The organism is Cyanobium sp. ULC065 (assembly GCF_977927515.1).
In genome coordinates, this window is record NZ_OZ376393.1 from 2,622,032 (window position 1) to 2,643,206 (window position 21,175).

General features: G+C 64.6%; 21 protein-coding genes and 1 pseudogene. 18 read left to right on the forward strand and 4 right to left on the reverse strand.

What is annotated here, in order from left to right; translation table 11 throughout:
* Positions 1 to 762: 762 nt before the first annotated feature.
* Positions 763 to 888, reverse strand: a pseudogene (locus ACXMDP_RS13010) (IS5/IS1182 family transposase); the annotation flags it as partial.
* A 178-nt stretch (positions 889 to 1,066) separates the two neighbouring features.
* Between ACXMDP_RS13010 and ACXMDP_RS13015 the strand changes: the two are divergent.
* Complete coding sequence (locus ACXMDP_RS13015) at positions 1,067 to 1,330, forward strand: 2Fe-2S iron-sulfur cluster-binding protein (protein WP_259730424.1); 264 nt, start codon at positions 1,067 to 1,069, stop codon at positions 1,328 to 1,330.
* On the opposite strand, the gene mnmA is transcribed toward ACXMDP_RS13015, so the two are convergent.
* On the reverse strand, positions 1,321 to 2,433 hold the full coding sequence (gene mnmA / locus ACXMDP_RS13020) for a tRNA 2-thiouridine(34) synthase MnmA (RefSeq protein WP_399233634.1): 1,113 nt from the start codon (positions 2,431 to 2,433) through the stop codon (positions 1,321 to 1,323). The two genes, ACXMDP_RS13015 and mnmA, sit on opposite strands and share 10 nt — an antisense overlap.
* A 206-nt stretch (positions 2,434 to 2,639) precedes the next feature.
* Here mnmA and ACXMDP_RS13025 point away from each other — a divergent pair, with 206 nt between their 5' ends.
* From ACXMDP_RS13025 to ACXMDP_RS13035, 3 genes are all read left to right on the forward strand, one after another.
* The gene (locus ACXMDP_RS13025; RefSeq protein WP_259730425.1) at positions 2,640 to 4,253 is read left to right on the forward strand and encodes an NAD(P)H-hydrate epimerase; all 1,614 of its coding nucleotides are present in this window, start codon (positions 2,640 to 2,642) and stop codon (positions 4,251 to 4,253) included.
* A gap of 145 nt (positions 4,254 to 4,398) precedes the next feature.
* On the forward strand, positions 4,399 to 5,328 hold the full coding sequence (locus ACXMDP_RS13030; RefSeq protein ID WP_094514664.1) for a sigma-70 family RNA polymerase sigma factor: 930 nt from the start codon (positions 4,399 to 4,401) through the stop codon (positions 5,326 to 5,328).
* Between the two features lie 10 nt (positions 5,329 to 5,338).
* Positions 5,339 to 6,253 carry a histone deacetylase family protein gene (locus ACXMDP_RS13035; RefSeq protein WP_259730439.1) on the forward strand — a complete coding sequence of 305 codons (915 nt, stop codon included), beginning with the start codon at positions 5,339 to 5,341 and terminating at the stop codon, positions 6,251 to 6,253.
* 54 nt (positions 6,254 to 6,307) lie between these two features.
* On the opposite strand, the gene pdhA is transcribed toward ACXMDP_RS13035, so the two are convergent.
* Entirely contained in the window at positions 6,308 to 7,390 is a 1,083-nt protein-coding gene (gene pdhA / locus ACXMDP_RS13040; protein ID WP_259730426.1) for a pyruvate dehydrogenase (acetyl-transferring) E1 component subunit alpha, read from the reverse strand.
* Between the two features lie 160 nt (positions 7,391 to 7,550).
* Between pdhA and ACXMDP_RS13045 the strand changes: the two genes are divergently transcribed.
* The 12 genes from ACXMDP_RS13045 to ACXMDP_RS13100 all read left to right on the forward strand — a co-directional run bounded on the left by ACXMDP_RS13045 (position 7,551) and on the right by ACXMDP_RS13100 (position 18,914).
* Positions 7,551 to 9,383, forward strand: coding sequence for an IMS domain-containing protein (locus ACXMDP_RS13045; RefSeq protein ID WP_457766937.1), 1,833 nt, complete (start codon positions 7,551 to 7,553; stop codon positions 9,381 to 9,383).
* Complete coding sequence (locus tag ACXMDP_RS13050) at positions 9,302 to 9,601, forward strand: hypothetical protein (RefSeq protein ID WP_457767232.1); 300 nt, start codon at positions 9,302 to 9,304, stop codon at positions 9,599 to 9,601. The genes ACXMDP_RS13045 and ACXMDP_RS13050 overlap by 82 nt, the downstream gene beginning before the upstream one ends.
* Before the next feature lie 124 nt (positions 9,602 to 9,725).
* Positions 9,726 to 11,216, forward strand: a complete 1,491-nt coding sequence (ffh, locus tag ACXMDP_RS13055; RefSeq protein ID WP_259730428.1) for a signal recognition particle protein — start codon at positions 9,726 to 9,728, stop codon at positions 11,214 to 11,216.
* A gap of 76 nt (positions 11,217 to 11,292) precedes the next feature.
* Positions 11,293 to 11,751, forward strand: a complete 459-nt coding sequence (gene rpsP / locus ACXMDP_RS13060; RefSeq protein ID WP_094514717.1) for a 30S ribosomal protein S16 — start codon at positions 11,293 to 11,295, stop codon at positions 11,749 to 11,751.
* Positions 11,752 to 11,762: 11 nt separating this feature from the next.
* Positions 11,763 to 12,794, forward strand: coding sequence for a PhoH family protein (locus tag ACXMDP_RS13065; RefSeq protein ID WP_259730429.1), 1,032 nt, complete (start codon positions 11,763 to 11,765; stop codon positions 12,792 to 12,794).
* On the forward strand, positions 12,791 to 13,129 hold the full coding sequence (locus ACXMDP_RS13070) for a hypothetical protein (protein ID WP_259730430.1): 339 nt from the start codon (positions 12,791 to 12,793) through the stop codon (positions 13,127 to 13,129). The genes ACXMDP_RS13065 and ACXMDP_RS13070 overlap by 4 nt, the downstream gene beginning before the upstream one ends.
* Before the next feature lie 111 nt (positions 13,130 to 13,240).
* Positions 13,241 to 13,969 carry a Bax inhibitor-1/YccA family protein gene (locus tag ACXMDP_RS13075; RefSeq protein ID WP_259730431.1) on the forward strand — a complete coding sequence of 243 codons (729 nt, stop codon included), beginning with the start codon at positions 13,241 to 13,243 and terminating at the stop codon, positions 13,967 to 13,969.
* 328 nt (positions 13,970 to 14,297) lie between these two features.
* On the forward strand, positions 14,298 to 14,612 hold the full coding sequence (locus ACXMDP_RS13080) for a hypothetical protein (protein ID WP_399233628.1): 315 nt from the start codon (positions 14,298 to 14,300) through the stop codon (positions 14,610 to 14,612).
* Positions 14,603 to 14,728, forward strand: coding sequence for a hypothetical protein (locus ACXMDP_RS13085; RefSeq protein ID WP_259730432.1), 126 nt, complete (start codon positions 14,603 to 14,605; stop codon positions 14,726 to 14,728). The genes ACXMDP_RS13080 and ACXMDP_RS13085 overlap by 10 nt, the downstream gene beginning before the upstream one ends.
* Before the next feature lie 852 nt (positions 14,729 to 15,580).
* Complete coding sequence (locus ACXMDP_RS13090) at positions 15,581 to 15,793, forward strand: polysaccharide biosynthesis/export family protein (protein WP_457767233.1); 213 nt, start codon at positions 15,581 to 15,583, stop codon at positions 15,791 to 15,793.
* A gap of 776 nt (positions 15,794 to 16,569) precedes the next feature.
* Positions 16,570 to 17,583: a hypothetical protein gene (locus tag ACXMDP_RS13095; protein ID WP_259730433.1), complete on the forward strand. Its 1,014-nt coding sequence runs from the start codon at positions 16,570 to 16,572 to the stop codon at positions 17,581 to 17,583.
* A 632-nt stretch (positions 17,584 to 18,215) separates the two neighbouring features.
* The gene (locus tag ACXMDP_RS13100; protein WP_259730434.1) at positions 18,216 to 18,914 is read left to right on the forward strand and encodes a DUF429 domain-containing protein; all 699 of its coding nucleotides are present in this window, start codon (positions 18,216 to 18,218) and stop codon (positions 18,912 to 18,914) included.
* 164 nt (positions 18,915 to 19,078) lie between these two features.
* On the opposite strand, the gene psbA is transcribed toward ACXMDP_RS13100, so the two are convergent.
* Positions 19,079 to 20,158 carry a photosystem II q(b) protein gene (gene psbA, locus ACXMDP_RS13105; protein WP_457766938.1) on the reverse strand — a complete coding sequence of 360 codons (1,080 nt, stop codon included), beginning with the start codon at positions 20,156 to 20,158 and terminating at the stop codon, positions 19,079 to 19,081.
* Positions 20,159 to 20,659: 501 nt separating this feature from the next.
* Here psbA and ACXMDP_RS13110 point away from each other — a divergent pair.
* Together ACXMDP_RS13110 and ACXMDP_RS13115 are read left to right on the forward strand one after the other, a co-directional pair.
* Positions 20,660 to 20,797, forward strand: a complete 138-nt coding sequence (locus ACXMDP_RS13110) for a hypothetical protein (protein ID WP_259729742.1) — start codon at positions 20,660 to 20,662, stop codon at positions 20,795 to 20,797.
* A gap of 42 nt (positions 20,798 to 20,839) precedes the next feature.
* A complete protein-coding gene (locus ACXMDP_RS13115; protein WP_259729743.1) occupies positions 20,840 to 21,169 on the forward strand; it encodes a hypothetical protein in 330 nt (109 codons plus the stop codon).
* The last annotated feature ends 6 nt before the right edge of the window (positions 21,170 to 21,175 follow it).

The window sequence follows — 21,175 nt, forward strand, 5'->3', positions numbered from 1 at the left end:
GAATTCAGGTAGAATCGAAATGCCTCAAGGCTTCCAAGCAAGTCAACTGAAGCCACCATGGCATCAGTCATGAAAAAGACCGAGCTCAAACGCCCTGCCTAAGTTCCTGACCGCAGGTGATAGTTTTTGGAATTCTGCCGACAGCTCACTCGGAACAGCCATCACCTCCTCCTCAGGGGCGCCAATGTCCTGATTGTGTTGATACACGAGCTGGCAGTTTGCAAAAAAGCCGTCTACAAGTGAAAGACATGAAGGAAAATGCAGAGAGGATGCGCTTGAATGTGAACCATGTTTTCCTGAAGTCATGGCCTGCGGATGTAAACTATGGAACTAGATGCAAGCCCAATCTTAGGGCTTTACTGGCTTGAAAGCCAGGCTGATACAGCTCTTCATGCAAGTAGCAATCGCCACAATTGCAACGCTGACTCAATACTGCTCCTTCGCCTGTATCAAGAAGGAAGGAACTATATCAGGGAAGTTGTGGTCAAAAAGTGGCAACCGATACCTAAGTACCCTTAGCAGGTTCGCGTTGGTCCTTCTCGGTTCAGATTCAGCAAGGTTCGGTCTAATTCCAGCTCTTTGGGGCCATTTACCCTGCTTGATTCGGTTCTCCATTGTCGCCCAGAGGAGCACACCCTTCGCTGGTCATGTCCTATCCAACAACTGATGATGGGCCAAGAACAGTATCGCCGAGCAGCGAACACGTTCACCTTGCAGCTTTCTTGGTCATTCCCCGCAGCCGGGTCTTCTGAAAGCCAAACGGCGGCCTACTTTCATGCCGCTCTTGGGGTCGTGGGGCTCAACCAGATGGATCAGCGCCTGCCAGGGAACGACCGGCTCCATGTCGGCCAGAAACGTCTCGCCTTCGGTGCGCTTCTTTGCCGTGATCTGCTCGTAGTCTCCGTAGGCGAAGCCTTCCGCGAAGAGGTGGCCAAGCGGCTTGCCGCCCGTGAACCCAGTGCTTACCTGCAATCACAGGGTCACCCTCCTGTGAATGGCGCGGATTTTCCTGAGTCTCTCTGTAGCAATCCACGTCCCGATTGCTCCTCCTCCCCCTCGCCACGCCATGCCTGAGGCCCCGCCGAATTCAGAGCCCGTGGTAGCGATTCAGTGGCCAGATGGCAGCACTACCAGCGCACCGGTGGGCAGTGATTGGCTGCAGGCAGCCGCCGCGGCCGGGGTGGTGATTCCTACCGGCTGTCTGGGTGGTAGCTGCGGGGCCTGCGAAATCGATGTCAACGGCGAGGTGCTGAGGGCCTGCATCGCCACCGTTCACGACTGCGGCAACGGCGTCCTGCAGGTGGAGCTGGCAGTCGATCCCTATTGGTGATCTTCTGCGGCAATCAAGCCGCCGCCCAGCAGCACTTCTCCGGCGTAGAACACCGCCGCCTGGCCGGGGGTGATCGAAAACTGCTCCTCGGCGAACTCCAGACGGGCACGGCTGGGCCGGCCGGCGGCCGTGTCGGCGGCGGTGGCAGCCAGGGGAGTGAGCCGGGCCGCCACCGGAGCACTGCGGTAGCGCACCTGCACCTCCAGATTCAGCGGCGCCTGGGGCGAATCGATTGACACCCAGTTGATCGCCCCGACCACACAGCCACCCCGGCCGGCCTCAGCCCGCGGCGCCACCACAACCCGGTTCATGGCGGCATCGAGGCGCACCACATGCAGCGGTTCGCTCCAGGCCACCCCCAGTCCTTTGCGCTGGCCGATGGTGAAGTGCTCGATGCCGTCATGCTGGCCCAGCACCCGCCCATCGCTCAGCACAATCTCTCCTTGGCGCGGCGGCAGATAGGCATCCAGAAACGCCTTCATCGAGCCATGGTGATCGGCAAGGCAGAGGTCCTGGGATTCAGGCTTCCTGGCCGTGCGCAGCCCGTACCGCTCCGCCTCCAGCCGCGTGTCCGCCTTGGTGAGCTCCCCGAGCGGGAACACCAGCCGGCTGAGCACCTGCTGGGGCAGGTCGTAGAGGAAGTAGCTCTGATCCTTGCGCGCATCCAGGCCGCGCAGCAGCTGGGTACGGCCGCTCGGTTCGGGAGCGTGCCGCAGGCGGGCGTAGTGGCCGGTGGCGATCCGGGCAATGCCGCGTTCGCGCTCCGCCCACTCCAGCATCGGCGAGAACTTCACCTCGCGGTTGCAGCGGGAGCAGGGCAGGGGCGTGACCCCAGCGGCATAGCCCTCCACCAGAAACCCGACGATCTGCTCCTCAAAGCGGGCGCGCGAATCCACCACGTGATGCGGAATCGCCAGCTGTTCGCAGATCCCGGCCGCGTCCACCAGCCCTTCGGCACAGCAGGCTCCCTTGCCGCTCATCAACCAGAGGGTGAGCCCCTCCACCTGCCAGCCGGCCTCCACCAGCAGCGCCGCGGTGAGCGAGCTGTCGACGCCACCGGAGAGCCCCACGGCCACCCGATGTTCCCCGGGCCAGCCGCGCAGGCGGCCGATCACAGCAGCGGCAGGGGCGGCAGGGGTGGCAGCAAGAGCGGCTGCGGTGGCAGAAGGCCCGTCAGGGGCGCCGGAGGTGGCGGGGGGAGGAAAGGCCAAGGGGAGCGGTGCCGCCGTCGCGAGTGCGCAGCGTCGGGGCCTCTCCATCATGAAGCGACGCGCCCAGCACGGTTGGGCTCCCCCCTTCGAGTGCTGCCATGAGCTGCTGGCCCGCCCGTGACGCCGCCCACCTGCTGGTGGAATCCGCGCCGATGGCGGCGTTGGAGGAATGCCTGTTCGCCAGCGGGCTGCCGGTGGAGGCGTTGATGGAGAAAGCCGCCCTGGCGATCAGCCGGGCGCTGCTGGCGCGGCCCGAGCTGCTGCGGGATGGCGTGCTCGTGCTGGCAGGGCCGGGCCACAACGGCGGCGATGCGCTGGTGGTGGCACGGGAGCTGTACCTGGCCGGTGTCGCCGTGCGGATCTGGAGCCCGTTTGAGCGCCACAAACCCCTTACTGAAGCCCATCTGCGCCATGCGGCCTGGCTGGGCCTCGAGCGCCTCGCGGCGCCACCCGATCCGGCAGCGACCGAGCTGTGGGTCGATGGCCTGTTCGGCATCGGCCAGCACCGGCCGCCGGAGCCCCGCATCGCCACCTTGCTGGAGCAGCGCCAGCGGCTGATGGGCGGTCGGCTGGTGGCGATCGATGTGCCCACCGGCCTCTGCGCCGACAGCGGCCGGCCCCTGGGCCCGGTGGCCGCCTGCGCCGCCATCACGTACTGCCTGGGCTTGCTCAAGCAGGGGCTGGTGCAGGACACGGCCCTGGCCTGGGTGGGCCAGCTGGAGCGCCTCGATCTCGGCCTGCCGGCGGCACTGCTGGCGGACCTGCCCGCCGATCAACCACTGGCGCTGCTCGGCAGCGACCGGGCCACCGCTCCCTGGCCCCAGCGGCCCCAGGCGGCCGGCAAGTACGCCCGAGGGCGCCTGCTGGTGGTGAGCGGCAGCGCCGCCTACCCCGGAGCAGGCCAGCTCAGCCTGCTGGGGGCCAGTGCCAGCGGCTGCGGGAGCCTGCGGGCAGCCCTGCCCCGCGCCCTGGCGGAGCAGATCTGGCTGATGCAGCCCCACGTCGTGATCAGCGCCGCACTTGAGGAGCGGGTCGGCGGCGGGCTGGCACTGGCGGGTCTGGCGAATCCCGGGCTGCTGGAGCGGCTGGATACTGTGCTGGTGGGGCCCGGCATCGGGGGCGATCACTGGGGCGACAGCGGGGCTGGTGGCGAAGCAGGCCTGAGGATGGAGCACGGCTCTGCTGCAACGGCGGGCGGCGAGGAGAAGGGCTGGGAGGCGCTGGGTCGCTTTCCCGGGCTGGTGGTGCTCGACGCCGACGGGCTCAACCGCCTGGCGGCCGGCGCCGCCGGTGCGCCGGAGGAGTGGCTGCGGGGCCGGGCCGGAACCACCTGGCTCACGCCCCACCAGGGCGAGTTCGCCCGGCTGTTCCCCGACCTGGCCGGTGAAACGCCGCTGCGGGCCGCCGCCACCGCCGCGCAGCGGTGCGGCGTGAGCCTGGCCCTCAAGGGGGCCCGCACCGTGGTGGCCGCTGCCGATGGGCGGCGCTGGCAAGTGCTCCAGGCGGCCACCGCCGCCGCCCGGGCCGGCCTGGGGGATGTGCTGGCGGGGTACGCCGCCGGGCGAGGCGCATGCGCCGCCGCCGGGGACGGGGTGCTGTTGGCAGCGGCGGTGCTGGAGCATGCCGAGGCGGGCCTGACCTGTGCCCGGCAGCGAGGGGCAGGGCAGACCACGCCCCAGGAAGTGGCCGCCGCCTTGGGATCTGCCGCTTGAATCAGGCGACAAATGAACGAATCGATCAATCAAACCGGCCCAATGTTTCCTTTTGCACGCAGAAAGTTGAAAGGTTGCTGAAATCACAGCCCCTTTCAAAAAACTGAGCGGATAGTGACGCCAATCAGCGGGCACAGGCTCCTCCATGACAGCCTCCAGCCTCCAGGGCGAAAAAAGCAGTCGGAGCCGCGGTGGGGATCCGATCAGCTGGTATCTCACCTCCATCGGCCGAGAACCTCTGCTCACCCCTGCCGAAGAGATCGAACTGGGCAATCAGGTGCAGGCGATGATGCAGCTCACCCAATCCGGTGAGCCCGACCATCCCACCGACCAGGAACGTCAGCTGATCCGGATCGGTCGCCGCTCCAAGCAGCGGATGATGAAAGCCAACCTGAGGCTCGTGGTCAGCGTGGCCAAGAAATATCAGGGCAAAGGGCTGGAGCTGCTCGATCTGATCCAGGAAGGCTCGCTCGGTCTGGAGCGGGCGGTGGAGAAGTTCGATCCCACCCGCGGCTACAAGTTCTCCACCTATGCCTTCTGGTGGATCCGCCAGAGCATGACCCGCGCGATCGCCTGCCAGTCGCGCACGATCCGCCTGCCAGTGCATCTCAGCGAACGGCTCACCGCCATCCGCCGCGTGAGCCTTGATCTGGCCCACAAGCTCGGCGCCATGCCCAGCCGCCGCGAAATCGCCGAGGCCATGGCGATGCCGCTCGAAGAGCTTGATGCCCTGCTGGGCCAGGCCCTCACCACCTCCAGCCTGGATGCGCCCGTGAACGGCGAAGAGGGCCGCAGTTTCCTCGGGGATCTGATCGCCGATCCCGCCAACGAGCAACCGCTCGATGTGGTGGAGCGTGGCATGCACCACGAACAGCTCAACCGCTGGCTCAGCCATCTCTCTGAACAGGAGCGCCAGGTACTCGAACTCCGGTTCGGACTGCATGGCGACGAGCGCCACACCCTCGCCGAGATCGGCCGTCAGCTCGACGTGTCCCGTGAACGGGTGCGGCAGGTGGAACTGAAGGCGCTGCGCAAGCTACGCAGCCTCACCCACCGGCTGCCCAGCCGCCTCTGAGGGCCAGCCCCTGCGGCCTCCCCTCGTTTACCACCCGGCCTACTCCGCGCCGCTGCCGAGCAGCCATCGTTTTCCGATGGCCAAATTCCGGTTGCTGCACGACCTGCTGCGCGCACGGGATCTGGCCCGGGACAGCCAGCTGCACCAGCCGCTGCCAGCGCCGCGTCGCTGGATCGAACAGGTGCATCCCCGCACGTATCACCAGGCGTTTGCCCGCAATCAGCTGAGTGCGGCCCAGCAGCGGCGCATCGGCCTGCCGGCCACGGCACCACTGGTGCGCCGCACATGGTTGGCGGTAGGAGGCACCGTGCTCACCGCCCGGCTGGCCCTGCGCCATGGCGTGGCCTGCCATCTGGCCGGCGGCACCCACCACGCCTTCGCCGCCCAGGGCAGTGGCTTCTGCATCTTCAACGACTGCGCCGTCGCTGCCCGGGTGCTCCTGGCGGAAGGGGCGGTACGTCAGCTGCTGGTGGTGGATCTGGACGTGCATCAGGGCGATGCCACGGCGGCGCTGTTCGCCGAAGAGCCACGCGTGTTCACCTTCTCGGTGCACTGCGCCAGCAACTTTCCCCTGCACAAGCAAGCCAGCGACCTGGATCTGCCACTCACTGACGGCCTCGAGGATCAGGCCTACCTGGAGACGGTGGGGGAGCACCTGCCCGTCCTGATCGAGCGGCTCCGGCCGGATCTCGTGCTCTACAACGCCGGTGTGGACCCGCACCGCGACGATCGGCTGGGCAGGCTTTGTCTCAGCAGCGAGGGCTTGCTGCAGCGCGACCGCCTGGTGTTCGACGCCTGCCTCAGGCGAGGGGTCCCCGTGGCCAGCGTGATCGGCGGCGGCTACGACAGCCTGCCGGAGCTGGTGGAGCGCCATGGGCTGGTGTTCCGCGCCGCTGCTGAGCAGGCCCGCCTGCACGGGCTGTGAGCCCAGCAGGCCGCCAATGCACCTCTGTGTTGGGGCTGGCGAGCCCTCAGCGCCTCAGTCTTCAGCCCAGATGTAGCGGGTGAGTTCGGCGGGATCGGGCTCGGGCGCCGCGAGGGCGAAGCTGACCGCATCGGCCACCTCCGCGTCGATCTCCTTCTCGATCTCCTTCAGCTCATCGGCGCTGGCGAGGCCATGGGACGTGAGGTGAGCGGCGAGGGCCTTGATCGGATCGCGCTGCGCCCAGAAGTCCTTCTCCGCCTCGCTGCGGAGCTCGTCGGGGTCGGCCAGGGAGTGGCCGCGGAAGCGATAGGTGAGGCACTCCAGCAGGGTGGGACCTTCGCCCGCCCTGGCCCGCTCCACCGCCCGCTGAGCCGCAGCGCGAACCGCCAGCACATCCATGCCGTCGACTTCCTCGCCAGCCATGCCGAAGGCGGCGGCTTTGCGCCAGATCTCCGGATCGCTGGTGGCACGGTCGTGGGCCATGCCGATCGCCCACTTGTTGTTCTCAACCACGAACAGGATCGGCAGCTTCCAGAGCGCCGCCATGTTCAGGCACTCGAAGAACTGGCCGTTGTTGCAGGTGCCATCGCCGAAGAAGGCGGCGGTGACCGCATCGCTGCTGGCATCACCGAGCGCGTCGCGCTTGTAGCGGCTGGTGAACGCCGCCCCCAGGGCCACCGGGATGCCTTCGCCGATGAAGGCATAGCCGCCCAGCAGGTGATGCTCCCTGGAGAACAGGTGCATGGAGCCACCCCGGCCCTTGCTGCAGCCGGTGGCCTTGCCGAACAGCTCACTCATCACCTCACGGGCCGGCACGCCGCAGCTGAGCGCATGAACGTGATCCCGATAGGTGCTGCAGAACCAGTCGTGCTGGGCACGCATCGCCTTGATCACGCCCGTGCTCACGGCCTCCTGGCCGTTGTAGAGGTGCACGAAGCCGAACATCTTGCCGCGGTAGTACATCTCCGCGCACTTGTCTTCGAACCGTCGACCCAGGGTCATGTCCCGGTAGAGGACCAGACCGTCGGTACGGCTGACCGATGTGGGGCCAGCCGTGTAAAGGGACGCGAGCCTTTCCGAATGGCTGCTGACAGGCTCGGCCGCCGGCGGGGCCGGGACAGCGATCTCCTGGGTCATGGCAGGGACAGCGGAACTTCTGACCGCTGACTGTACGGGGTCTGTTCCGCCCGCAGAGTCAAATTGGTTGCCTCTGCCTACACTCGCTGCCAAGCCCGTGCCGCGGGATTGCGAGTCGCCAGGGTTGGAACTGCCGATCGACCATTTCCAACTTCTGGGGGTGAGACCGGCCACTGATGCCCAGACGGTCTTGCACACCTTGCAGCAGCGGCTCGACCGGCCGCCGGAGCAGGGTTTCACCGCCGGAGCCCTGGAGGCCCGTGCCGTGCTACTGCGCGAAAGCGCTGATGTGCTCAGCGATCCGGAGCGACGCCAGGCCTACGAAGCCGAGCTCATGGCGCTCGACACCGAGGACGGCGCCCTGACACCGGGCCTGGACGTGCCGCCTTCCCGCGAGATGGGGGCCTTGCTGCTGCTCTGGGAAGCGGGGCTGGCCATCGATGCTTTCGATGCAGCCCGTCGCTGCCTGCAACCGCCGCAGGCGCCGGCACTGGGCAGCCACCGCGAGGCCGATCTCACCCTGCTGGCGGGGGAAGCCTGCCGCATGGGTGCCAGAGAGCTGCAGGGGCGCCGTCAGTTCGAGCGGGCGGCCCAGCTGCTTCAGGAGGGCATCACCTTGATGCGGCGCACGGGCCGCCAACCGGAGCAGCAACGGCAGATGGAACACGACGTGGCCGATCTGCTGCCGTTTCGGGTGCTCGATCTGCTGCGGCGTGATCTGAGCGCCACCGACGAGCGCGCCGAAGGTCTGAACCTGCTGGAGATGCTGGTGGAGCGGCGCGGCGGACTGGAGGGTGACGGAGATCCAGCCCTACCCAGGAAAGACTTCCAGGACTTCTTCAAGCAGATCCGCCACTACCTGACGGTCCAGGAGCAGGTCGACCTGTTCAGCCGCTGGGCCAGCGGCAACGCCACCACCCCCGGCTCCGCCACCGCCGAATTCCTGGCCTGCCTGGCGCTCACCGCCTCCGGCTTCGCCCAGCGCAAGCCAGAACGCATCGCCGCCGCTCAGCTGCGGCTGGAGGCCAGCGGTCAGCCGGGCCTGCAGCCCTTCCTGGCCTGCCAGCATCTGCTGCTGGGGCGGGTGGCCACGGCGGAGGCCTGCTTCAGCCAGGGCGCCGATCCCGCCCTGCGCGCCTGGGCGGCCGAGCATGGGAGCGAACCGCTGGCTCAGCTCTGCGCCTACTGCTGCGACTGGCTGCGGCGCGATGTTCTCGCCGGATACCGCGACATCGAAATCGACCCTGATCTGGAGGCTTACTTCGCCGATCGCGACGTGCAGGCCTATGTGGAGCAGCTCGACCGCCGCCAGAACCGGGAGCTGCAGGGCCGGAGCCATGCCGGCACGGAAGCCATGTCTGCTGCTCCGCTCACCACAGCTCCGGTCCTCGACTCTCTGACGTCCCGTGGCACGGCAGCTTCTTCTGAAGACCCGATGCGCTGGCCGGATCCACTGGAGCCCGCCGCTGACCCGGCCAGCCCGCCGCTCGAGAGCTCAGACCCCTTCCGCACAGTGACAACCACCCCGGCGCGGTCCACTGCCGCCCCCCGCCCCAGGCGCGCTCCCCTTGGCGCCGCCGGCTGGAAAGCTCTGCCCGGCTGGGGCCGCATGGCCGCGGCCGCCGTTCTGGTCAGCGCCTTCGTCGCCGCTGGCCTGGCAGGAATGATGGCCCTGCGGCCCTTGTCGCCCGCCAGCCCCGACAAGCAGCCCAAACCAGGAGTGGGCGCCACCGGCACCTCCCCGCCAGCAGACACCCCCGCCAAGAGCCCCCCGCGGCCAAGCCCCAGCCAGCCCGGGCGGCTGGCCCAGTGCCGCTCACCAGCGCCGAGCCGGATGAAAGCCAGCTGCGCGCCCTGCTGGAAGCCTGGCTGCAGACCAAAGCCGCAGCGCTCGATGGCCGAACCCCCGCCATCCCGCCCGCAGACCTGGCCCGGGAAAGGCTGGTGCGCGAACTGGCCGCCGAGCTACGCCGCAACCGTGCCCGGGGCGTGAGCCGTGAGCAGGTGACGACCGAGATCCAGGGCCTCCGCATCGACACCCGCACCCCCCGCCGGATCGCCGCCGCCGTGGACATCCGCTACAGCGACAGGGCGCTCGACGCCCAGGGCAAGGTGGTCGATCGCACCCCTGCCACCAACTTTCGCAACCTCTACATCTTCGGCCGCGAGGGTGAGGTGTGGAAGGTGGTGGGCTTCCGCCCGCTCTCCTGAGCCGCAGCTGAGCCCTTGAGCCTGAGCTGAGGCTGGGGGCTCCAAGCGGCGCCGCCGAAGCAGCGGCGGAAGGCCGGCCGGCATGTTTTTACGATCGGGTCACGATCCGCCGGTGCTTCGCCCCATGTTCGACGAACTTTCCCAGCGTTTCGAAGACGCGGTCAAGAGCCTGCGGGGCCAGGACAAGATCACCGAGAGCAACGTGGATGGGGCGCTGCAGCAGGTGCGCCGGGCCCTGCTGGAGGCCGATGTCAGCCTCGATGTGGTCAAGGGCTTCATCGCCGATGTGCGCGAGCGCGCCATCGGTGCCGAGGTGGTGCGGGGGGTGAGCCCGGATCAGCAGTTCATCCAGCTGGTGCATCAGGCACTGGTGGAGGTGATGGGCGGGGAGAACGCACCGCTGGCCCGTGCCGATCAGGCCCCCACGGTGGTGCTGATGGCCGGTCTGCAGGGGGCGGGCAAGACCACCGCCACCGCCAAGCTGGGCCTCCACCTCAAGGAACAAGGCCGGCGCGCGCTGCTGGTGGCCGCCGACGTCTACCGGCCCGCCGCCATCGATCAGCTGCAGACCCTCGGCAAGCAGATCGGCGTGGAGGTGTTCAGCCTGGGGGCCGACGCCCGGCCGGAGGACATCGCTGCCGCCGGTTTGGCCAAGGCGCGTGCCGAAGGCTTCGACACCGTGCTGGTGGACACCGCCGGCCGGCTGCAGATCGACACCGCGATGATGGAGGAGATGGTGCGGATCCGCACCGTGGCAGCGCCCGATGAGGTGCTGCTGGTGGTGGATTCGATGATCGGCCAGGAGGCCGCCGACCTCACCCGCGCCTTTCACGAGCAGGTGGGCATCACCGGAGCCGTGCTCACCAAACTCGACGGCGACTCCCGCGGGGGTGCGGCGCTCTCGATCCGCAAGGTGAGCGGCGCGCCGATCAAGTTCATCGGCACCGGCGAAAAGGTGGAAGCCCTGCAGCCGTTCCACCCGGAGCGGATGGCCAGCCGCATCCTCGGTATGGGCGATGTGCTCACCCTGGTGGAGAAAGCCCAGAAGGAGGTGGAGATCGCCGATGTGGAGCGTATGCAGAAGAAGCTGCAGGAAGCCTCCTTCGACTTCAGCGACTTCGTTCAGCAGATGCGCATGATCAAGCGCATGGGATCTCTGGGCGGCCTGATGAAGCTGATCCCGGGAATGAACAAGATCGACGACGGCATGCTCAAGCAGGGCGAGGCCCAGCTCAAGCGGATCGAGGCGATGATCGGCTCAATGACCGAGGACGAACGCAAGCAACCCCAATTGCTGGCGGCCCAACCCTCACGGCGGCGGCGCATCGCCGCAGGCAGCGGTCACACCCCGGCGGATGTCGACAAGGTGCTGGCTGATTTCCAGAAGATGCGCGGCTTCATGCAGCAGATGACCCGCGGCGGAGGCATGCCGGGCATGCCAGGCATGGGCGGCGGCATGCCCGGATTCCCCGGAATGGGGGGCGGCATGCCAGGAATGGGGGGCTTCCCCGGCATGGGCGGAGGGATGCCGGCCGCTGCCGGTGGGGGCACTGCTGGGGGGGCGCGCAAAGCCAACCGGCCGCCGAAAAAGCGCAAAGGCTTCGGCCAGCTGTGAGCAGCAGCCGGCCGCGCCTATGAGCCGTGAGGGCTGTTGTACCGTTATGGACTGCCATCTTCACGACTGCGCCACGATGATCAAGCTCCGCCTGAAGCGGTTCGGCAAGAAGCGGGAAGCGAGCTTCCGCTTGGTTGCCACCAACAGCACATCACGTCGTGATGGGCGGCCGCTCGAGGAACTGGGCTTCTACAACCCCCGCACGAAAGAAACCCGCCTCGACACCGAAGCGATCCGTGTGCGTCTGGGCCAGGGCGCCCAACCCACCGACACGGTGCGTTCGCTGCTGGAGAAAGGCGGCCTGATCGAGAAAACGATCCGTCCGGGCGAAACCGTCGGCAAGGCCAACCAGGCCGCTGCCCGCGAAGCTGCAGCCAAGCAGGCTGAGAAGGAAGCGGCAGAAGCCAAGGCCGCCGCTGCAGAAGCTGCCGCCAAGGAAGCCGCTGAAGCTGCTGCCAAAGCGGCAGAGGCTGCTGAAGCCGCTGCCGCCGCCGCCGCCGAACCTGAACCCACTGCTGCTTCTGCGGCCGCTTGAGGGCGCGCCCCATGACCGGGGCCGACACCTCCTCTTCGCGCACGCTCATCGCGCTGCCGAATCCATCGTCAGCCCTTGCTCTGGCTGGCGAAGCAGAAGCCACCCTGCACCACATCGAGGCGCTCACCGGCGTCTCCATGGTGTTGCGGGGTCTTGATCTGTCGATTCAGGGGCGCAGCAGCCAGCGCGAGCGGGCCGCCGCCCTCGTTGATTTGCTTCGGCCACTCTGGCAAGAGGGCCAGGCCGTCGGCGCCGTGGATGTGCAAACCGCACTGGTGGCCCTCGACACCGGCCGCAGCGCCGAACATCGCGACCTGGGCAATGTGGTGCTGGCCCGCAGTCAGGCCGGCAAGCTGCTGCGTCCACGCACCCTGCGCCAGCGAAGCTATGTCGAGGCGATGGAGCGCCACGACCTCACCTTGGCGCTCGGTCCAGCGGGCACCGGCAAAACGTTCCTGGCCACCGTCCAGGCGGTGCGGATGCTGACTGAGCGGCGGGTGGAACGGCTGATCCTCACCCGGCCTGCCGTGGAAGCAGGCGAACGGCTGGGCTTCCTCCCCGGCGATCTGCAGCAGAAGGTGGACCCCTACCTCCGTCCCCTCTACGACGCGCTGCACAGCCTGCTGGGGGCGGAACGCACCAGCGCGCTTCTGGAAAAAGGGGTGATCGAGGTGGCTCCGCTGGCCTACATGCGAGGCCGCACGCTGGCCGACGCCTTCGTGATCCTCGATGAAGCCCAGAACACCACAACAGCCCAGATGCGCATGGTGCTGACGCGGCTGGGGGAGAACTCCCGCATGGTGGTCACGGGTGATCCCACCCAGATGGATCTGCCGGTGGGCCAGCTCAGCGGCCTGATCGAGGCGGCCCAGGTGCTTCAGGGGGTCGAAGGCGTGGCGATCTGCGAGCTCACAGCGGCCGATGTGGTGCGCCACCCCCTGGTGCAGCGGCTGGTGACCGCCTATGCCAACCGCGATGCCAACGGGCCGGCACCCACAGCGCAACAGCGATTCGACGGCCAGCAACGCCGCCGGGGACCATGAACAGCACAGAACGGCTCCGCATTCCCGCCGAAATCGCATTGGCGGCCCTTGTGGCCTATGTGCTCGGCTTCTGGTTCACCAGCCTGTTCCCTGGCTATCTGCCCAAGATCGGCGGCCTCTGGTCGGCCATCTCGGCGATCGTGGTCACCCAGTCCACCCGCAGGGAAACGACCTCCTCCGCCTCCCTGCGTAATCTTGGATCGGCAATCGGCAGCCTGGATCCGAAGCTGAGCCCGGGCCTGAACGCCCTGCTGCGCTTCGTTGAATCCAGCATCGGCACGGGCGTGGCGATGCTGGACGTCCGGCTCTGGCCAGGTCCCGTCGACAAAGACTGAAGCGACCGTTCAGACGGCATGGGGAGATCCGCACCCCTCAGCAGGCGTGGACGCTCCCAATGACCGAAACCCGCTGGCAGGATGGATGGAGTTTCGTTCCACTGGAGCGCAATGCCGGCCAGCAGCAATTTTCAGCAAGCCATTCGTGAGGCCCAGTCGAGCGCCTTGGTGGGCCCCAATGTGGTCAACAAGGCTCTCCCCTTTGTGGGCGGCGGCATGGTGCTCACCGCCGGGGGTGTGGTGGGTGGCCTGTCGATGATCGGCACCCCGCTGTTCATGCCCCTGTTCTGGGTGGCCCTGATCGGCAACTTCATCCTGTTCTTCGTCGCCCAGAACGTGGCGATGAAGGGCAACAACAGCACGGCGCTGCCGATCCTGGCGATCTACAGCCTGATCACGGGGTTCACGCTCAGCGGCATCGTGGCCATGGCCATCGGCACCGCCGGGATCGGCGCCATCGGCACGGCCGCCCTGGCCACCGGCATCACCTTCGTGGTGGCCTCAATGGTGGGCCGCCGCATGAGCGACAACCTGGGCCAGGCCCTGGGCGGTGTGGTGGGCCTGGGCATCCTCGGCCTGATCATCGCCATGGTGGTGCAGATCGTGGGCGGGATCTTCATTCCGGGCTTCGGTGGCAACGGCTTCGAGCTGCTGATAGCCGGCTTCGGCACCGTGCTGTTCGTGGGAGCCGCCTTCCTCGACTTCTACACGATGCCCCGCACCTACAACGACGACCAGTACCTGGCCGGCGCCCTGGGGATGTACCTCACCTATATCAACCTGTTCATCTTCATTCTGCGCCTGATCATTGCCCTCAACGGCGGCGGCCGGCGCGACTGAACACTGCACAGTGGTGTGATCTGCCAGGGGGTTACCCCTGGCTTTTTCATGCTGACTTGCTCCGGACGAACCAACAAGGCGAGCCAAGACATCTTCTATCACTGACAATCACCAGCCATCCACTCAACACGCGTCCATCTGCATTTTTTGCAATGCACCTTGACTTGATCAATGGAATCGGACAAGCCAGCATTCCACAGGCCAAGACCTCCTCTAGGGGTGCGAGTTTCTGCGCGAGAACGAGTATGCATTGCATCAAGCGAATCCAATAGCATGAGCTACAATCCCATGAACTAGCTGCACAGAATCCACACCGTGTGCTGATCTGATGAATTCTCACCCTGCTAGAAATCCGATCCTCGTCATTCAGCAGGTGAAACCTGATGCGATGCATCCGCCAATCAGAGATACCTTTGCCCAGAAGCTACGCACACATCGACAGAAAGCCAACCCGCAGTTTCTTGTCGTGGTCAAGAAGAAGCGCCCTCGCATCAGCAGAATGCAAAAGGCGATCAAGCAGCAGCTTGGCCATCTGGAGCGTAACCTTGCCAGCATTGATTCCCTGATCGCATGGTGTGGCAACCTTCAGGCCGGCAGTCATTCATTGATCCCCAGAGGAAGCGGCGCTTTGGGATGGGACTGATTCGTGAGAAGCTGGCCGCTACCCAAGGATCAGCCATTGCACTGGCTGAGCTGGTGATGAACCTCGAGAAGCGGCTGGAGCTTCATTTTGTCATTTACGCCTCTGGCTACAGCTGATGATCGGCGATGAAGCCATGCAAAGAGGCGAGGAGCAACTCCAGGGCCTTCAACCAGCCGCAGACTGAGGATCAATCAGAAATGAGCCAGGCGTCCCCAGCTTGTTGCTCTGAAGCTTGCTTTCGCTCTCTCAGCAGGCCCCAATGGCTGGTGACAAGTTGAAGGCAAGATTATGCCAGAATCACGAGATAATGGCCATTTTGCTACGCGCTACGCACGAAACCGTTCAATTTGCACACGTCCCTACCGCTCCTGCTTGGCTGTTCGGTGTTGCCCAGAGCTTCCCTAGCAGCAGAAACCACTGGGGATAGCAGAACCCTGGGCCAGTAGCGACAATCTGGCCTGGCCTTGAGACAGCCAGAAAGATCCTCAAGGAACAATCTGATCCGTGGCGTGGACTTGGACTTCCATCGCGGAGGTGTCCCTAGGTCTCGGCAACAGAAATCCATGAGGACCAGATTGCCAACGTTTACGCCGACAAACATGTGTGAGGTTGTGTGATGTGGGGGAATCGCAGGTTGTAACTGGATCGTGTTCGTATGTGAGGGACAGTGTAGGTTGCTTCCCGGATCAAACAGTGAGCCCATCTGCTAACCATGCCTATCGGCATCCGAATAGCAACCATTCTCAGGCCAGCGATTTTTCAGCACCATGCCTTCCCGTAAGCCAGGTTCCTTGCCACATCGTTTTCTGATGGTGGCCGCTGCCTCTGTGCTATTGGCTCCAGCAGCCTTGCCTGCAGGATCAGCGACACAGGCCATGCAGATTCAAACGGAGTTCCTGCAACACTGCGGCGAGCCCATACAGGTGGAAGGCTACATCCTCGCCCCCGGGGATGTACTGGAGCTGAGAATGCTCCATTCCTCGGCACAGCCCCTAGGTGGCAGCCTGGAAATACTCAGCGATGGCACTGCCTCGCTGGCCCTCATTGGCTCAGCCAAGCTCAGCGGCCTCACTCTGAGTCAAGCAGAGAGGTGGTTAACCCAACTCTATAAACAGGTGCTATTGCGGCCCGAGCTCACGCTGCGAATTGTTCGGATGAGCCCGTGCTTGCGTCGGGGTTAGGAGAGATTCAGAATCCAATCAGGGTCATTGGCGCCAAGCGGGAGATGTTGCGAAAGAAAACGACTCACTATGATCGAACCGAGCCTTTCCTTCGTGATCTCAACGATTGAGAAGCCCGGCGGCATTCACCCCATGAAGCGCGGATCTGCGCCAGGTGGCTTTTCACCTCCGCCTCAGAACGCCGAGCATAGGCGCAGAGGTCAAGCCGATCTAGCTCAACTTCGTTGAAATCCCACGCATCAACAGTCAGTATCAGGACAATCTCTGTTCTACAGGAACACCTTCCTGACCGCTCGAATCTTCACGCCATCAGCGGATGATGAGCCGATGATTGACGATGGCAACCTTTGCGCCGAGACAATCACCATGACTGCGAGCTTGGCGGTCCGAGCTATGGGGTACGTCCCGCTGCAGGGAAGCAACCACCCTCTGATGGACATCACTCGAATCGCAAAGGGACCTAAGCACTGGTGCACCGAGGAGCGACGCTCAGATCATTCACATCCGCCTCAGTAGCTCTCTGTAGCGCCAAACCCCCGCCATCGGCTACAACCAATGGGTGTGGTGTCCACTACCTTCAACTCAATTTTGCGTGAGGGTGACACCATGGTACAGAATCAAAAACCCTCAGACAACGCGGTAGACATCCGGAACTAGGCAAGCCTGCCCAGAGGGCAGTTCATGGTGATCCATTCTTCTAATGACAAATCAACCCACGGTTCTGACAAGCGCTCAACCAGCGTCTCCTACCTAGGGTTGTCTGTAAGGCAGAGGTCATGATGCAAAGCAATGCGTTGGCTACTTTGCGGGTCATCTGTGTCACGACGCTCTTCCCGTTGGTCTGGATCACCCTGGCCATGATCAACGGCAGTGAGCGCCATGGGGTGAGCCAATTGGTTGACGTTCCCGCTAGGCCATTACCCGCAAAGCGCAAGCTCGTTGCAGATCATGCTGCGGCTATTGACGATCCGGTGCTTTCAGCACTGCTGCTGAATTCGTCCAGTTCCTCTCTCCCCAAGGAGCCAGCGTCGAATCGAAAGGAGGGCCCTTTCCTTCAATCATCAAGCCCGAAAGAAGGCCTTGGACATAATCCATCCTCAAGCCCAGCGGCCGTGCCATCTGAACGAAGCGGCAACGTCCTGGTTGCGTCTTCAAGAGCAAGGGAAGAAGGGTTCCGTGAACAGATTGGAGTTCCTCGGCCGGGCGTATCGATCGGATTCAGCAAGGCTGATCTGCTGGGCGGTCCGCTCACCCTCGCCTCCTCACGCGAAGTCGTGATGCCGGTTCTTGCTAGGGCTCAACGTGCACACTGGGCAAGCAGCGGTGATCCACTAGCGCCGCTGCCCGCCGAGTGGCGCACTCCCATGCGCCAGGCGGTAAACCAGCTCGTTTCTACCAGCAAACAGAAACTCACCGAACTCACTGCACAAGTTGTTCATCTTCCCTCAACCAGAGTTACCCTGATAGAACAGGTGCCTGTGGTAATCCACCACGACGGTACTGCCACTTTGCTGCGTGCGCCCCACAGTCGTGCAGCAATCAAAGACATTGAAGACTGGGCTGCACAACAGCCTGTACCGAATCAAGGCGCTTTATCCATCGCATTGGTAACCATCCACCCGTTGCTGCAATCGCTGCCATCCCCACCAAAGGCAGTGAATTCCCGGATTGATTCAAGGCTGCCACCTCCAGTCTCAGCGACCCAGGGCAGCTCTGTCAGGCCGCTCCAAGGGGCTAGCTTTCCCATACCACCGCCCCTCCCAACAGAGGGCCAACGGCTGGCAAAATGAATTGGGGCCCGCCAAGTGGCCGTGCGAAGCCGCCGCCGACAAGCTTCCCAGCAGCGCCTTTTCGCTCCATCACGCAGTTCCCAACCCCACGCCAGAACTCGACCCATTCACCACTTCATCAATGGGAAAAAGCTTGGCAGCCTGCTTGTGCTTTCCTAGCGGTGATCCCTCACGAGGTGGTTCATTCCTGCGGCCAAACAACACGCTATTGGGGGAGGGAGTCACCGGGATGTGGCCTGCTCGAAATCACCAAACCCGAGCTAACTGTTGCCCATGAGCCCCACCCATCCATCCCTGCTATCACAGGACCCTTGCTTCGCAGTCGGAGTGGCTTTCCAGAGTTTCAACCAATCAATGATCCAAAGGACATCATTATCCGCAGATGTCCACAAGGGCGGAACGAGCGCCGTCCGCAGATTCAGAAACCACTGCGGTTCTCAGTGCCAGGCGAATAGCTCCTCAACCGCCTGCTCCGCGGCAATGAAACGCCCAAGCAAGGCCGAGGCGAAGCGAGGCCGTGGGGCAAGACTTGATCAAGGCAGTGGAACAGCCAGGGGAACGGCCACTGTGGCGACCCCCTGCCCCCGGCATCGCCTGTCGCAGGGCGATGCAGAGGTCGTCCTCGGGGCCAGATGACGCTGCTGCGCGGCGTCGACGGCTGCCGGGCCGGCTGGTTGTGCGTGGAGCTGGGGCAGCAAGAACGGCTGGTGCGGGTGCGGCTCTGCCGCAGCGCCGTCGAGCTGTTCAAGGGGGCTGAGCCAGCCATCACCGCCATCGATATGCCGATCGGACTGGGCGACAACGGGCCGCGTCCCTGCGACCGGGCGGCACGGCGCTTCCTGCGCCAGCGGGGTAGCAGTGTGTTTCCTGCACCGGTGCGGGCCGTGCTCGCGGCCACCACCTACGTACAGGCCTGTGAACTCTCGCTGGCCGCGCAGGGGCGCAAGCTCAGCAAGCAGAGCTTTTTCCTGCTGCCGAAGATCCGCGAGCTCGATGAGGTGTTGCGGGCGAATGCGCAGCTGGCCGCTGCCACGGTGGAGGCGCACCCTGAGGTGTGCTTCGCTCGCTGGAACGGCGACACGCCGATGCTCCATGCCAAGAAGACGGCTGCCGGCCGCGCCGAGCGGCTCGCCCTGGTGGAGGGTTGCTTCCCTGGCACCGCCAGCCGCGTGCGGAGCCGATTTCTGAAGCGGGAGGTGGCAGACGACGACATCCTTGATGCCCTAGCCACTCTGCACACCGCCAGCCGTCTCGCCGACGGGTCAGCCGTGGCCTTTGGTGACGCTGACGTCAGAGACAGTGCCGGCCTGCCGATGCGGATCTGGGGATGAGCCAGGCCCACAACCCCATACCCACCCCGCAGACCTGCGCCTAACCCCATCCACCTCTCGCTGCTTCCTGCCAAAAAAAAAGCCCCCGCAATCTGCGGGGGCTGCTGATCAATCGATGCTCCTCAACCTGTCTTCGATGAAAACCTGTTGAAGAACGTAGGGGATCAGCCGATCGCCGGAGCGGACAGGGCCACAGGGGTGGCTTCGGCAGACGCCAGGTCGAGCGGGAAGTTGTGCGCATTGCGCTCATGCATCACTTCCATGCCCAGGCCTGCACGGTTCAGCACATCCGCCCAGGTGTTCACCACACGGCCTTGGCCATCGAGGATCGACTGGTTGAAGTTGAAACCGTTCAGGTTGAAGGCCATCGTGCTCACGCCCAGGGCGGTGAACCAGATGCCCACCACCGGCCAGGCGGCCAGGAAGAAGTGCAGGCTGCGGCTGTTGTTGAAGGAGGCGTACTGGAAGATCAGGCGACCGAAGTAGCCGTGAGCAGCCACGATGTTGTAGGTCTCTTCTTCTTGGCCGAACTTGTAGCCGTAGTTCTGGCTCTCGCTTTCGGTCGTCTCACGCACCAGCGAGCTGGTGACGAGCGAACCGTGCATGGCCGAGAACAGGGAGCCGCCGAACACACCAGCCACACCCAGCATGTGGAAGGGGTGCATCAGGATGTTGTGCTCCGCCTGGAACACCAGCATGAAGTTGAAGGTGCCGGAGATGCCGAGGGGCATGCCGTCAGAGAAGGAACCCTGACCGAAGGGATAGATCAGGAACACGGCGGAAGCAGCGGCCACAGGAGCGCTGTAAGCGACGCAGATCCAGGGGCGCATGCCGAGGCGGTAGGAGAGTTCCCACTCGCGGCCCATGTAGCAGAAGATGCCGATCAGGAAGTGGAACACCACCAGCTGGTAAGGACCGCCGTTGTACAGCCACTCATCGAGGCTGGCGGCTTCCCAGATGGGGTAGAAGTGCAGGCCGATGGCGTTGCTGGAAGGAACAACGGCGCCGGAGATGATGTTGTTGCCGTACATCAGCGAACCGGCGACCGGCTCACGGATGCCGTCGATGTCGACAGGGGGTGCAGCGATGAAGGCCACGATGAAGCAGATCGTGGCGGCCAGCAGGGTGGGGATCATCAGCACACCGAACCAGCCCACATAGAGGCGGTTGTTGGTGGAGGTGACCCACTCGCAGAACTGGCTCCATGCAGACGCGCCTTGGCGCTGCTGAAGAGTGGTGGTCATGAGAGCGTTGGGTGTGGCCCCCGAAGGGGTCGGTTAAGTAAGGCGAAAGCGTCGGGGGAACGTCCCCTCCGCAGGCCGGAGCCTTTCGCCTGACGCAATGTAACAGCACATTGCGGGATGTGTGGGGCGCTTAAGGTTTGGCTTCGGTTTTCAGCAGTGGCGGCGCAGGAGCGTTCAGCTCGGACGCGGTCAGGTTCAATTTTGAGAGGCGCAAAGGGCCCGCGCTGCGGCCGAGCGTGATCGGGAAGGTCCCAGCTAGCCAGTTCTCTCGCCAGTGCGTTGGCTCACGGCGGAGGAGCGCCGATGGAGTGGCTGGCAGGCACAAGGTGTCCCTGACTGGCAGGCGATCGAAACACGCTGCCAACACTGGGATCAGACAGCAAAGGAGGGGGGCATGCTCCCAATACAGACGCGGGGTGGGGGTCATGAATCGACCACATAGCGACCGCGCCACCGGCAGCGGTCTTAAGGTTTTCTTTGTATTCCCGGCCACCTGTCGCCATGGTTCTGATTTGCTGGGACCTGCACGGAAACCGTTGCACCGAAACGGTTCCTGTCCACCAAGCCCGCCACCGCCGCCTGCAGCTTGAGCAGCAAGGTGCCGTCGTCTATTGGAGCGAGCGGCTGGCCAACGTCTAGTCCGATTGCTAGGAGTGCATCGACCTGACTGCGCTTCCGGCGATGTCGTTGCCTGCACCCTCAAGACTGACCCTCACGGTGCTGGCACTAGGGGTCAGTGCTGCCGGCCTGAGCGGCTGTTTCAAAACAGCGGACCAGACGCCTGAACGGCTGGATCGGGTCGAACTCAGGCTCCAGCAGCTGGAGCAGCGGCTGGCTGCTCCCTCCCGCCCCAACCCTGCCGACCCCGCAGGTAAACCGCCTGCCGGCGTCGTCAAGTCGCTCACCTTCCGTATGGGTAGCCAGGACGACCGGCTCAGGATTTACTGGGCAGATGGATCCAGCTCGGACCTTCCCTGCACCAAGGAGCAAGGCACCTGGGTCTGCGGTTGATCTCCG

What these genes read in the sequence shown, in the direction of transcription:
- ACXMDP_RS13015 (WP_259730424.1), top strand. Translation starts at nt 1,067, where the DNA reads ATGCCTGAGGCCCCGCCGAATTCAGAGCCCGTGGTAGCGATTCAGTGG.
- ACXMDP_RS13025 (WP_259730425.1), top strand. Translation starts at nt 2,640, where the DNA reads ATGAGCTGCTGGCCCGCCCGTGACGCCGCCCACCTGCTGGTGGAATCC.
- ACXMDP_RS13030 (WP_094514664.1), top strand. Translation starts at nt 4,399, where the DNA reads ATGACAGCCTCCAGCCTCCAGGGCGAAAAAAGCAGTCGGAGCCGCGGT.
- pdhA (WP_259730426.1), bottom strand. Translation starts at nt 7,390, where the DNA reads ATGACCCAGGAGATCGCTGTCCCGGCCCCGCCGGCGGCCGAGCCTGTC.
- ffh (WP_259730428.1), top strand. Translation starts at nt 9,726, where the DNA reads ATGTTCGACGAACTTTCCCAGCGTTTCGAAGACGCGGTCAAGAGCCTG.
- rpsP (WP_094514717.1), top strand. Translation starts at nt 11,293, where the DNA reads ATGATCAAGCTCCGCCTGAAGCGGTTCGGCAAGAAGCGGGAAGCGAGC.
- ACXMDP_RS13065 (WP_259730429.1), top strand. Translation starts at nt 11,763, where the DNA reads ATGACCGGGGCCGACACCTCCTCTTCGCGCACGCTCATCGCGCTGCCG.
- ACXMDP_RS13070 (WP_259730430.1), top strand. Translation starts at nt 12,791, where the DNA reads ATGAACAGCACAGAACGGCTCCGCATTCCCGCCGAAATCGCATTGGCG.
- ACXMDP_RS13075 (WP_259730431.1), top strand. Translation starts at nt 13,241, where the DNA reads ATGCCGGCCAGCAGCAATTTTCAGCAAGCCATTCGTGAGGCCCAGTCG.
- ACXMDP_RS13080 (WP_399233628.1), top strand. Translation starts at nt 14,298, where the DNA reads ATGAATTCTCACCCTGCTAGAAATCCGATCCTCGTCATTCAGCAGGTG.
- ACXMDP_RS13085 (WP_259730432.1), top strand. Translation starts at nt 14,603, where the DNA reads ATGGGACTGATTCGTGAGAAGCTGGCCGCTACCCAAGGATCAGCCATT.
- ACXMDP_RS13090 (WP_457767233.1), top strand. Translation starts at nt 15,581, where the DNA reads ATGCTCCATTCCTCGGCACAGCCCCTAGGTGGCAGCCTGGAAATACTC.
- ACXMDP_RS13095 (WP_259730433.1), top strand. Translation starts at nt 16,570, where the DNA reads ATGATGCAAAGCAATGCGTTGGCTACTTTGCGGGTCATCTGTGTCACG.
- ACXMDP_RS13100 (WP_259730434.1), top strand. Translation starts at nt 18,216, where the DNA reads ATGACGCTGCTGCGCGGCGTCGACGGCTGCCGGGCCGGCTGGTTGTGC.
- psbA (WP_457766938.1), bottom strand. Translation starts at nt 20,158, where the DNA reads ATGACCACCACTCTTCAGCAGCGCCAAGGCGCGTCTGCATGGAGCCAG.
- ACXMDP_RS13110 (WP_259729742.1), top strand. Translation starts at nt 20,660, where the DNA reads ATGGTTCTGATTTGCTGGGACCTGCACGGAAACCGTTGCACCGAAACG.
- ACXMDP_RS13115 (WP_259729743.1), top strand. Translation starts at nt 20,840, where the DNA reads ATGTCGTTGCCTGCACCCTCAAGACTGACCCTCACGGTGCTGGCACTA.